Raw genomic sequence first — 12,099 nt, 5'->3', positions numbered from 1 at the left:
CAACGCCCCGTGCGACCTAGAGCGAGATGTTGCCTGAAGAAGCTTATTTTTCCGTCCAAGAAACCTTGACCAGTCCACAAACCTCCCATTTCTCGTGTCCAAGTTTTGGGATGCAGTTCATTTCCTCGTCGGCTCGTTTTGCTATCTAATGCGCAATAAACTTGATCTGATTGGCGTTGTGGTTTCGCTGCTATGAATCGCCTTTGATATGGCTTGTGAGCCCTTTCTGTATTGGCGCTTGTTACTGTCCGTTCGTGAACGTGTTTTTCAGCTGTCCGCACGCGCCGGCGATATCGGACCCCCTGGAATCTCGCAGCGTGGTTTCGATTCCGTGACGACCTGTTTCCGCAATCCATTTGTCGATGGTCTTGGTGGAGCTCGGCTTGTATGGGGATTCCGGGATCGAATTGATGGGAATCAGATTGATGTGGCAAAGCAGGCCTTTGCAGAAATCCAGCAGCGCCGTCAGGTCCGCATCGGTATCGTTGACGCCATCGATCATGATGTACTCGAACGTGACGCGACGGTTCGTTTTCTCGATATAACGCAGCAGGCTTTGCTTAAGCTTCGGCAGAGGAAACCCGCTGGTTTTGGGCATCAGCTCAAGACGTACGTCCTGTCGCGCCGCGTGAAGGGAGACGGCGAGCGTGAACTGCTCGGGTTCTTCTGCGAAGCGGTCGATTCCGGGAATGATGCCGCACGTGGAGATGCAGATATGACGGGCTCCAATGCCCAAGCCTTTTTCGTCGTTGATGATACGCAGCGCGTTCAAGACGTTGTCATAGTTCAGCAGCGGTTCGCCTTGTCCCATGCCAACGACGTTGGTCACACGGCGCCCCATGAGGTGCTGCACGGTGACGATCTGGTCGACGATCTCGCCTGCAGTCAGATTTCGCGTCAGGCCTTCTTTTCCTGTTGCGCAAAACGCGCACGCCATGGGGCAGCCGGCTTGCGTGGAGAAGCAGACCGTAAGACGGTCGCCGTTGCGTGACGGGATGGCGACGGTTTCGACGCAGACGCCATCGTGGTATTCCAGGAGCAGCTTATGGGTGCCGTCGTTGGAAACGGCCTCCTCAAGCACGCTGGGCACGTACAGAGGATAGTCCTCAGCAAGCTGAGCGCGAAGCTTTGCCGGAAGATTGGTCATGTCGTCATAGCTTTGAGCGCCTTTGTTGTAGAGCCACTCGTAAAGCTGCTTTGCGCGAAATGCTGGTTGACCAAGCTCCTTCATAAAGGAGGCGAGGTCGCTTTGGGTGAAGTTTTTGATTGGTGTATTCATGCGGGTCATTATACCTGTTTCACGTGAAACATCAGCGCTTACCTTGCATGCTGCGAAGCCTGTGTGCGGGTTTTGCTATACTGCAGCAATACGATCTCTAAAGGAGAAAGAAGGAGTCATGTCTTCAGGTATCGATCCTCGTTCTTGCCGTGTTGCGCTTTTGTGCGGCGGCAAAAGCAACGAGCGTGAAATTTCCTTGGCATCCGGTAAGGGTGCTCGCGAAGCTTTGGAGACGGCGGGCTTTTCCGTCACCGATATCGATCCGGCGAACAAAGAGGACCTGAAGCGCTTGATCGAGGAACCTTTCGATGTGGCATTCCTCTGCCTGCACGGCAAGTATGGCGAAGACGGTACGGTGCAGGGTTTGCTCGATATCGTCGGCATCCCTTACACGTGCTCCGGCGTGTGGTCCAGCGCGCTTGCCATGGATAAGGTGAAGGCAAAGGTCTTCTATGAGCGCGAGGGCATTCCCACTCCCCCGTCCCTGACGGTTAACAAAGGCGACCAGGTTGATATCCAGCAGGTGATCTCGTCCATGGGCGAGAAGGTTGTTGTGAAGCCCGGTACCGAGGGCAGCGCCATCGGCGTGTTCATCGTGGAGGGTGCCGAAGCTATCGAGGACGCTTTGCAGAAGGCGCTCGATATCGACGACGAGGTGCTTATCGAGCGTTATATCAAGGGCCGTGAATTCACTGTTGCCGTTCTGGGAAATCATGAGCCGAAGGCCATGCCCGTTATCGAGATCGTTCCCAAGAGCGATTTCTATGACTTCGAGTCGAAGTATGCCGTGGGCGGCTCTCAGCATATCTGCCCTGCGCGTATTCCCGACGATGTAACGAAGGTTATGCAGCGCGAGGCGGAAAACGCTCATAAGGCGCTTTCGTGCAGCGGCACCTCTCGTACCGATTTCATCCTGGAAGACAATGGCGATTGCTGGGCTTTGGAAACGAACACCATTCCCGGCATGACTGCTACTTCGCTTCTTCCTGATGCTGCTCGTGCTGCAGGTATGACCTTCCCCGAGCTGTGCACCAAGCTTATCGAGCTTGCCTTGGAAGAGCCTGTGCGATAAGCGGTTTTGCGGAACAAGTTTGTTTGGTGACCGATTGGAAAGTCGCCTTTCTATGGACAGGCGATGTAAAGGCATCAAACGCATCTCATGACTTGGATGCGTTTGGGTTAAGACCATATAGCGAAAAAGAGGGCTGATCCCGGAATTGTTCCGGGATCAGCCCTCTCTAGCTACAACCCGATCCTCTTGGTGTTCGGGTGGATTGCATAGGTGCTTAGGTTGGCTTGGAGAATAATGAGCCTCTTTATAGGCCAGGCCATCATATCGCCCGTCGGTTCAAGGGTTGTGTTTGAACTGCGAGTTCAGCAGCAAAAGAATGCAACATAACTTTATGTCGTCCTATGACAAGGTGGACCCAATAGTGTTGAACAAGCCCCTAAAACTGCCTCCGAAAAAGTCATCGACTAACGAAGCTCAGAGAAAGGGTGCGGTTAGAACAGCCCGCAGCTTTTCAGTCCGAACACCGCCAGCGTGACTAACGCAAGCAGGATTAGCCAGCTGGCTAAGAAGCAGCCCTTGTTCCCTTCCCTGCTTTTTTGAACCATCAAGTCGGTAAAGCTGCGAGACTTTTTGAGGATTGCGGTATGGCTATCGCCCTTGGGCATGTCTGCTCGTTGCGAAGGCTGCCAGGTTCCGTGGGAATCCAGAATCGATTGCACGCCCTGGTTCTTGATGTCGATACGCGGACGGATGCCTTGTGAAAGCGATTTCATGGTCGTACGCATGAAGGTGTCGAAATCCGATTGATGTGCCTTGTCGTAACAGAACAACGCGACCTCGCCCCAGTAATGGCCTGGCTCGGGATGATCGGTGAAGGCTACGAACGACAAGACGGCATGTATTTCCCAGTTCTTTGCCGTAAGCAGGTTGAGCTTATGGGACGTTTGCTCATCAAGGTAACCCAACACATCGCCGTAATCGTTCACAACCCATGCGCGCGTTTGGCTGTCCAGGGGTTTGAACTCGATATCGAAGAAGTCGCCGATGATGCAATTCGATCCAAGCAAAATAGCCGCGTCTTTCTTGGATGTCGTGTCGAAACGGGCATACGCGCCGTAATAGCAATCGGGCAACATGGAGTCTCCTATCTGAAATGAAGTGAAAAAAGCGTAACACAAACGAAGAAGCGGAATAGCCGGCATCCTTCGATGCTGGCTGACATACAATAAGAAGGTTACAAAGTGATAGAAGCAAACATGGAAGCATCCATGTGGGAGATAAGGAATATGCCGTGCGTGGTGATTTGCTCGCGTATATCAGTGACGGAACCCCTCAAGCGATCATCGATCGCTATGCATCGCTTGCGGATGCTTCAAAACAGAGCGATTACGGTGAGCTTGACCGCGATATCGTGGTCATCGACACCGAGACAACCGGCTTCTCGTTCAATCACGATGAGCTGACGCAGATTGCGGCTGCCCGCATGGACAAGGGCGAGATCGTCGATTGGTTCGTGACGTTCGTGAATCCGGGAAAGCCTATTCCGGAAGATGTTGCGCATCTGACCAATATCCACGACGAGGATGTGGCCGATGCTCCTTCTCCGGAAGAGGCGCTCGCGCAGCTTGCCGAGTTCGTCGGCGGATCGAAGCTTGTGGCGCATAATGCCGCCTTCGATCGCACCTTCACCACGCGCCATCCAAGCGGCTATCCCCTGTTGGAGAATACCTGGCTCGATTCCCTTGATCTTGCCCGCATTGCTCTTCCCCGCTTGAAATCACATCGACTTATCGACCTGGTTCGTACCTTCGGGGCTCCGGTTTCCACGCATCGCGCTGATGACGACGTTGCGGCAACATGCGCCGTATTCCGTATTCTGTTGGCTGCAGTGGACGCCATGCCGAAGCCTTTGGTGGCCAAGATCGCATCCCTTGCAACGCCTGAGCAGTGGGAAACCCAGGTTGTTTTCCAATATTTTGCCGATCATTCCGGCGATGCTGCTGACATAGCGACCGATGAAATTGCCTTGGTCGAAGACGCTGCGCGTGACATTGTTTCACGTGAAACAAACGAGGGCCAGCTGTCGTGGGCGACGAGTCAGCTTGATTTGTTCTCGCTGCAATCCATTCGCCGCGACCGTCTTCGCAAGATTGAAAACCGACCGAAGGTAGATGCGGACGCGATCGCCTCCGATCCCATGCGCAGCATGCTCTATCCTAGCGCAGAAGAAGTTGCCAAGGCTTTCAGCCAAGAGGGTCTTGTGGGCAGCTTATATGAGAACTACGAGCCGCGTGCCGAGCAGCGCGAGATGAGCACCTCGGTGCGCGATGCGTTCGCTTCCGGCGATAATCTTGTGGTCGAGGCCGGAACCGGCGTCGGCAAATCGATGGCGTATCTGGTTCCCCTGGCACTTACCGCGCAAAGGAACGGCATCACCGTTGGCGTGGCAACCAAAACGAATGCCTTGCTCGATCAGCTGGTATTCAAAGAGGTTCCTGCGCTTGCGAAGGCGCTGCGCGCGTCCGATCCAAACGCCAAGCCTTTGACGTGTGCGCCGCTGAAAGGTTTCTCCCACTACCCCTGCCTTCGTAAGATTCGCAGCGTGGTTGACGATGGCGCTGCAATGAAAGAGATCCAGGGCAAAGAGCTGTCGCAGGCACCTGCTATGGCGGCGCTGCTTTCGTTTATCGAGCAAACAGAATACGACGATATCGACGGCTTGAAGCTTGACTATCGCCTGCTGCCGCGAAAGGTGATCACGACGAGCAGCCAGGAATGCCTGCGTCGCAAATGCCCGTTCTTCGGCAACCTGTGCTTCGTTCACGGGGCGCGTAAGCGTGCCGAAGCGGCGGATATCTTGGTTACCAATCACAGCTTGCTGTTCTGCGACATGGCCGCCGATGGCGGTTTGCTGCCGCCTGTTCGCTATTGGGCGGTGGACGAGGCTCATGGCGCCGAAAGCGAGGCGCGCCGCGCCTTCTCCATCGAGCTTGATGCCGAGAATATCCTGCGGGAAGCCCGTCGCGTGTCGGCCGATGACGTTCGCAGAAACGTATTCTCCCGTGCGGAACGCCGTGTGGTCCTGAATGGTGCAAAAGAAGAGAGTGAGACGCTGTTCTATACACTCACGCAAAAGGGCAAGACTGCGGGTGAGGCATATCGTCAGGCTGCCGAGGCTTTCTGCGCCAGCTTGAAGGGCTTGCTGTTCTTCGATACGAACAAGCACGGGCGTGGCTACGAGATCGTCGAGCTGTGGGTTAACAGCGATATCCGGGCTTCCGCCACGTTCGGCGATATCGTGGACAAGGGCGTTGCGATGCGGGAATCTGCCGAAAAGCTGATCGCAGCTTGCCAGAACCTGGTGGCATATCTCGAAGAAATCGAGAACGCCGCTGCTATTCAGCGCGAAATCGCTGCAATGGCCATCGATCTGAAGGATCAGGTCAATGCGGTGCAGGTGATCCTCGAAGACCCCAACGAAAGCTATGCGTATGCCGCGACGCTCTGCCGAAAGAAAGACCGCGTCGGTGAAAAGCTGCAGGGTATGCCCGTTAACGTCGGCGGAAAGCTAAACGATACGCTGTATGCATCTACGCATTCGGTGGTGTTTGCATCGGCGACGCTGTCCGTCAACGGCAGCTTCGACGGTTTCACGAACGCTATGGGTCTTGGCCAAGGTGAGTTCTCGCCGGTCAAAACCTGCCAGCTTGATTCCAGCTATGACTTCGACAAGAACATGACGGTGTACGTTGTTGCCGATATGCCCGAGCCGAACGAGCCGAGCTATATGACCAACCTGCAGAAGTTCCTTGTTGAAGCGCATAAGGCGCAGCAAGGCTCGATGCTTACGTTGTTCACGAACCGTCGCGAGATGGAGCGTTGCTTCGACTATGTGCAGCCTGAGTTGAAAAGCGATGACTTGCGCTTGGTGTGCCAGAAGTGGGGCGTTTCGGTGAAGGGCCTGCGCGACGACTTCCTTGCCGATGAACATCTGTCGCTGTTCGCTTTGAAAAGCTTTTGGGAAGGGTTCGATGCTCCAGGTGCAACGCTGAAGGGCGTGGTCATTCCAAAGCTTCCCTTCATGAAGCCGACCGACCCGTTGTCTTGCGAGCGTGCGGAGCGCGATGACCAAGCTTGGCGACACTATGTGCTGCCCGCTGCAGTGCTTGAGGTGAAGCAGGCGGCCGGTCGATTGATCCGCCGCGTCGATGACACCGGGGCGCTGATTCTAGCGGATCATAGGTTGGTATCGAAGAGCTATGGGAAAGTGTTCCTGAACTCCTTGCCAAGCAGCAATATCAAGGTTCTGCCCGCTGCTCAGATCGTTGCTGAATTGGCGGCAACGAACAGAGGCTGAACCTGGCGGCATATATGAGAAGACGAGACGATAAAATCGCCCGAGCAGCTCATATCAAAGCAAGGACGCATGGAACATCTAACGAGATATCCTTCAGCGTTCTCGATGCTGCTAAATATAAGGAAACTACTCAGCGATTTAGCCTAAGGGACCTGCTCGCCGGCCGGATCGATGCACGTGCTCATAGTGTTTCACGTGAAACAGGCGAACATGTTTCACGTGAAACATCAAAGCATGGGACATTGACCGGCTCGCATGTTGCCGAAGGCACTGCTCGAAAGCGCCGAAGCGGGTTTAAGTTCAAGTCGAAGACTGCCAAGCAGGCAAGGCGCAAGAGGACAGCGCATTCAGCGGGTTATGTTGAAAAAAGCGCTTCGCAGACGCCGGCTGTCGCCAAACGGATGTCCCTTGAGCAAGAGATCGCACGAAGAAAAGCGCGCCGTCGCAAAGGGAGGATCGTGGCAGTATCCACCGTTGTGGCAGCTTCTCTGGCGATCGTGTCCGTCGGTGTTTGGGCGTGGCATTGCCGGGTGACCGAACAGCAAGGGTACGAGTCTGAGCTCATGGATGCTTTGGGGCTTGTTTCTGAGGCCGATGAAACCATTTTGCAAATCGATGCGATTGTGGACAATCCGTTTGCAGAGGAAAGCGACGGGAAAAGGCAAGAGGTGATTTCGTCCGTCGAGCAAACTAAGCAGTTGCTGGCCGATGCAGATGTGAGAGCTCGCAACGTTTCGGAAAAGCTGTCCGATCCTTCCGTTCGCGAAGTTGCAAATCAGACGGTGATATCGATATCGGCGCGTCAGGGCATGATAGCGCAGGGCATGCAATTGGTTGAGGCATCGGAAGACGCTGAGCAGGAGGCAAAGGAATGCGATGCTGCTTGGCAGGTGGTTTTGGATGCAGATGCTCAGGTTCGCGAGGCGACGAAGCTTGCCGGACGGAATGAGGTCGATGCCTCCAAAGAGCATACCGTTGAGGCGAAGAGGTTGTTTTCTGATGGCCGAAAACAACTGGAAGCGCTTCAGGCCGAATGCTCCACAGCTGATTTCTCGAAGCTTATCGAATATGTCGAGAAGCGAATCGATGCGATGGATTTAGCGGTGCAATCAGACGAAGCTCTGTCCGAGAAAAACAAGGAAGAGGCCATTGCCAGAAACGATGCGTATAACGCTGCAGAAGAGGAGGCGGCAACGATGGCCGCAAGCTTGCCAAGCGACCCCAAGCAATTGATTAAAGATGCGTACTTTGCCGCATGGGCCGAGGTGATTAAAACCTACGCCGGACAGCGTGCGACCGCCGGCACCAGTGATGCAGTTATACGTGATTATTTGGGCGCGCAAGGCAAATAGCGTATACTGCAACCCGTATATGCCTTGCTGTAATTGAGGAACGAAAGGCACAAAAATGCCGGATATTAAAGAGCATATCGCATACCTGTCGCAGGAAATCGGCGCCCGTCCCGCTGGCACCGAGGAGGAACAGCAGGCTGCGTTGTACATTACGGAGCAATTCCAAAAGGAAGCAGGCTTGCCTGCGAACATCGAGGATTTCAACGGGGTCGGCGACCCTCATTTGCCTAGCATGATCTGCAGCGGCGCCGCTGTGGTGCTTGCCTTGCTGTCGCTGATCGTGCCCGTGCTGAGCATCGTCGGGGTTATCGGCTGCCTTGCGGCTGCCGGCCTGTTCGCCGCCGAGTATCTGGATAAGCCCATCATCTCGAAGCTCCTGGGGAAAGGCGTGAGCCAAAACGTCGTGGCGAAATACGCCCCTGCGGCGCCTGAGGATGGCGAAGCGGTTCGTCGCCGCAAGGTCATCCTGGTGGCGCGCTATGACACCGGTAAGGTGCGCGCCGAGCTTGCGGGCCCCACGGCTCAGATCATGCCGCTTCTCGGCAAGGTTTCCTTCGGTGCGATGCTCGCGCTTCCCGTGCTGCTGCTCATCAAGGGCGTAGCGCTGGGATCTTCCGAGGGCATGCTCACCACGGTCTTCACGCTGCTGACGGTTATCGCCATGCTGCTTGCCGCGGTCCCGCTGGCCCTTGGCGCATTGCATCAGACCGCTGCCTATAACGAGGGCGCAAACTGCAACGCCTCCGGCGTTGCCGCCCTGCTTGAGCTGGCTCGTCGCATCGGCGCAGGCCGCGTGAGCGAAGCGGAGATCGCTGAGCGTGAAGACGCTATGATGCATGGTCCGGAGGCAGCGTATGAAAGCGGTCTTGTGCCCGAGGGCGCTGAGTTCGTGTATTCTTCCCACCCCCGTTCCTCCATGGAGGACGAGGAGAGCCTCATTGCCGCCAAGGCTGCAATCTCGGCATTGTCCGGCAAGCCCGTCGACGGCATGACCGCCGAAGAGGTTGAGCGCAATCTGCAGAAGATCGAGCGACATGATCGCGAGGAAGCTGAAGAGGAAGCTCGTATGCAGCGCATGGAGGCGCGCGCGATCGAAAGCGCCCGTCGCGATGCCGAGCAGGCTCGCCTTGCAGCCGAGCAGGAGCAGGAACAGGCTCTTGAGGCCCAGCAGGCAGATGAAGCCGCTAAGGCACAGGCTGAATTCGAAGCCCAGCAGGCCGCACTGCAGCAAGCCGAGTTCGAGGCTCAGCAGGCGGCAGCTCAGCAAGCCGCCGTCCAGCAGATGCAGGCCGCCGCAGAGCAGCAGCGCGCTGCGCAGGCGACCGTGCCGGATTGGTATGCCCGTGCTCAGGAAAAGGCTAAGAAGCCCCGTAACGCCGAGAAGCCCGCGCAGCGTTCCCGCTACGCTAGCGCTCTTGATGCGGCTGTTGCCGAAAGCGCCGGTCATTTCGCCAAGGCAAACAACATCGTGGAGCATGAGCTTGAGCGCTCCTTCGACATCGATCGCGATACCATCCGCGAGGTCAGGGCGCCGCAGTGGGCCACCATTGCGCCCGTGCAGCCCGCGGTGCAGCCTGCCGCACAACCTGAAATCGACCAGCCGGTTGCGAACATCGCTTCCGCGCCTGCTTCGGTGAACGCGGCGTCGGCGGTTGAGAAGGCTGTCGAGACGCATGAGGCTCCCGCTCGGGAGGATGTTGCGGCTCAGGCCCCCGCAGCACCTCAGCAGGCTGCGCAGCCCGTGCAGTTCGATGCGCAGGTTGAGTCGGTTTCCGCTGTCGATACCGCAGTTGCAGCGCCTCAGGCGGGCGCCGCCGTTGCGATTCCCGCCGCCGAGGTTTCCGCTCCTGCAAACGAGGTTATTTCCGAGCAGGTTCCCGCTCAGCAGCCCGCTTCGCAGTTCGCACCTGCGCAGGTTTCCGCCCCTGAGCCCGCTCAGGCCCAGGTGGTTGCTCCTGCGGAGGTTGCCGACCCGTTTGCCACGGCGGCTACGCCTCCGATCGATGTGACGAAGCTTCATCTTGACGACGTTCCCCCGATGGGCGATGTTCCCATGCCCGCGTTCCTGGACCCGCGTAAGGTGCAGGAAGAGGCGCAATCCCGTCAGTCCGACGCTCCCCGCTCGGGTAATCGCGTGGATATGACGCAGGCTTCCATCAACGAGGCCGGCCGAGCCGACGCGGTTAACGCTCCCGCAGTGCCCGTGTCCGCACCTGCGGCCGAACCTGTAGAAGAGACGGTTTCGGAGCTGCAGGCGAAGCCGCTTGCCATTCCGGATGTTTCCGCGGTTTCCGCGGCGCCCGTCACCTTGCCGGAGGTCTCCCCGGCCGCCCCGGCCGCTCCCGTTGCGGCAGCGGTGAAGCAGCGCGCTCCTCTGGCCGATGTCGAGTCCGCCGGCAAAACCGCCGCGCGCAGCCTGCTGAACCTGCTTCCTTCCATCGGGTCGTCCGACATCAAGGCCGCGCACGAGCAGGAGGGCGAAGAGGATGAGGCGGTTGGCGAGAAGAAGGATTCCAAGCCTTCCCTGCTCGCATCCCTGCCTTCACTGTCCGGTTCCATCAAGGCGGCGGACGCTGCACAGGCGCAGCCGGGCGTGACCGCTGCCGCAAGCTTCGGCACCGCCGGTGCCACCGGCTCGTTCGCTCCGGTGAGCAGCGAGCTTGCCAGCACCATGGACCCTGAGGACATGTACGTCGATGATGCGGACGATTCCGCTTACGAGGATCACTTCACCGAGACGGGTGCGTTCGCCGGCCCTGGCTACATGGAGATGCCCAAGTCGCGCTTCCGCCGCCTGTTCGACAAGTTCCTTCATCGTAAGGATGACGAGGAGGATACGCCGCAGGAGTGGCTTGACGTTGACGACAACTTCGAGGCCCGTGCCGCTGGAAAGGCGCGCGGCGGCTGGGAGAGCTTCCAGGAAGAGCACTACGAGCAGGGCGAGTATCAGGGTGATTACGCCGTCGAGCTCGATCAGGATGCTGCCGCGTATCCTGGGGCGACGCAGGCTCTGCCTGCTTTGCAGAACGACGACCTCGGCGCAACCCAGGCATGGACGCCCCAGCCGATCGATGTCGAGGCGGCTGGCCAAGAGGCTTCGCGTGTCGCCTATGACGATTCGTTCAACGTCGACGATGTCGCCGACGATGAGCAGTCCGGGTCCAATCGCTTCCGTCCGTGGCATGGCGGCGCTTATTCCGCCCGCCGCATGGAGAACAGCAACCTGTCCTCCGAGGAGCTTGCTGACGAAGCGGCCGCGGCGGCTGTGCCCACCCCCGTCGAGCTCAACGAGGAGCTCAACGAGGTGTACCAGTTCCGCAACCCCGACATCGATGCCGAGGTGTGGTTCGTGGCCCTGGGTTCCGAGCTTGCTCAGAATTCCGGCATGAAGGCCTTCCTCGAGGCTCATCAGTCCGAGCTGCGAGGCGCGTTCATCGTCGATATCGATGCCATCGGCGCAGGCGATCTGACCATGATCGAGCGCGAGGGCTTCCTGAAGCCCTCGAAGGCGTCGTCTCGTATGAAGCGCTATATCCGCAAGGCTTCGCAGGCGACTGGCACGAAGGTGGCTTCGGGCGCGCTGCTCGGCGAGGAAAGCGCTGCATCGTATGCGGCGAAGCATGGTTGCCAGGTCACCCATCTGGTGGGCATGGAAGGCGGCAAGCCCGCGCTGTACGGCCAGCAGGACGACATCGTCGAGAACATCGACGAGAAGAAACTGGCTTCCAACGTGGACTTCCTTATGGAGTTGTTGAAGAATATGTAAAGCCTGTAACATGCTCTTCATGAGACGGCACCGCCCCTGGCCTATAATTTCAGGCCGCACGAGCATGAACTTGAAGTGCATTCACCGATTCACGGCGTTTGCGCTCTTATACGGCAACTAGAGAGGTTTACTATGGCTATCGAGGCATATTGCGTGAAATGCAAGGCGAAGAAGATCATGAAGGATCCCGTCGAGGGCGTCACGAAGAACGGCAAGCCCATCACGAAGGGCAAGTGCCCCGACTGCGGCACCACCATCTGCCGTATCGGCGCTGCAAAATAGCATATCGTTCGAGCAACAACCAGCAATGCCCGCCCTGCGCGGGCATTGCTG

The 12,099-nt window shown here is 57.5% G+C and carries 7 protein-coding genes; 5 read left to right on the top strand and 2 right to left on the bottom strand.

The features are described 5' to 3' along the window. Positions 1–241: 241 nt before the first annotated feature. Complete coding sequence (gene rlmN / locus Q0H50_RS01570; protein WP_294418572.1) at positions 242–1,279, bottom strand: 23S rRNA (adenine(2503)-C(2))-methyltransferase RlmN; 1,038 nt, start codon at positions 1,277–1,279, stop codon at positions 242–244. Positions 1,280–1,397: 118 nt separating this feature from the next. Between rlmN and Q0H50_RS01565 the strand changes: the two genes are divergently transcribed. Continuing rightward, complete coding sequence (locus Q0H50_RS01565; protein WP_294418571.1) at positions 1,398–2,351, top strand: D-alanine--D-alanine ligase; 954 nt, start codon at positions 1,398–1,400, stop codon at positions 2,349–2,351. A 431-nt stretch (positions 2,352–2,782) separates the two neighbouring features. Here the strand turns inward: Q0H50_RS01565 and Q0H50_RS01560 are convergent, their stop codons facing one another. Beyond that, on the bottom strand, positions 2,783–3,427 hold the full coding sequence (locus Q0H50_RS01560) for a hypothetical protein (protein ID WP_294418570.1): 645 nt from the start codon (positions 3,425–3,427) through the stop codon (positions 2,783–2,785). Between the two features lie 134 nt (positions 3,428–3,561). On the opposite strand from Q0H50_RS01560, the gene Q0H50_RS01555 reads away from it, so the two are divergent. From Q0H50_RS01555 to Q0H50_RS01540, 4 genes are all read left to right on the top strand, one after another. Next, positions 3,562–6,648: a helicase C-terminal domain-containing protein gene (locus tag Q0H50_RS01555; protein ID WP_294418567.1), complete on the top strand. Its 3,087-nt coding sequence runs from the start codon at positions 3,562–3,564 to the stop codon at positions 6,646–6,648. Positions 6,649–6,662: 14 nt separating this feature from the next. Next, complete coding sequence (locus tag Q0H50_RS01550) at positions 6,663–8,000, top strand: hypothetical protein (protein ID WP_294418565.1); 1,338 nt, start codon at positions 6,663–6,665, stop codon at positions 7,998–8,000. A gap of 55 nt (positions 8,001–8,055) precedes the next feature. Further along, positions 8,056–11,766, top strand: coding sequence for a hypothetical protein (locus Q0H50_RS01545; protein ID WP_294418562.1), 3,711 nt, complete (start codon positions 8,056–8,058; stop codon positions 11,764–11,766). A 132-nt stretch (positions 11,767–11,898) separates the two neighbouring features. Next, positions 11,899–12,048: a DUF5679 domain-containing protein gene (locus Q0H50_RS01540; protein WP_042432320.1), complete on the top strand. Its 150-nt coding sequence runs from the start codon at positions 11,899–11,901 to the stop codon at positions 12,046–12,048. Positions 12,049–12,099 lie beyond the last annotated feature (51 nt).

Source organism: uncultured Senegalimassilia sp., from assembly GCF_934632265.1.
Classification (GTDB): domain Bacteria; phylum Actinomycetota; class Coriobacteriia; order Coriobacteriales; family Eggerthellaceae; genus Senegalimassilia.
Note: the sequence above shows the minus strand (reverse complement) of the source record. Positions and strands in the feature narration are given on the sequence as shown.

What these genes read in the sequence shown, in the direction of transcription:
- rlmN (WP_294418572.1), bottom strand. Translation starts at nt 1,279, where the DNA reads ATGAATACACCAATCAAAAACTTCACCCAAAGCGACCTCGCCTCCTTT.
- Q0H50_RS01565 (WP_294418571.1), top strand. Translation starts at nt 1,398, where the DNA reads ATGTCTTCAGGTATCGATCCTCGTTCTTGCCGTGTTGCGCTTTTGTGC.
- Q0H50_RS01560 (WP_294418570.1), bottom strand. Translation starts at nt 3,427, where the DNA reads ATGTTGCCCGATTGCTATTACGGCGCGTATGCCCGTTTCGACACGACA.
- Q0H50_RS01550 (WP_294418565.1), top strand. Translation starts at nt 6,663, where the DNA reads ATGAGAAGACGAGACGATAAAATCGCCCGAGCAGCTCATATCAAAGCA.
- Q0H50_RS01545 (WP_294418562.1), top strand. Translation starts at nt 8,056, where the DNA reads ATGCCGGATATTAAAGAGCATATCGCATACCTGTCGCAGGAAATCGGC.
- Q0H50_RS01540 (WP_042432320.1), top strand. Translation starts at nt 11,899, where the DNA reads ATGGCTATCGAGGCATATTGCGTGAAATGCAAGGCGAAGAAGATCATG.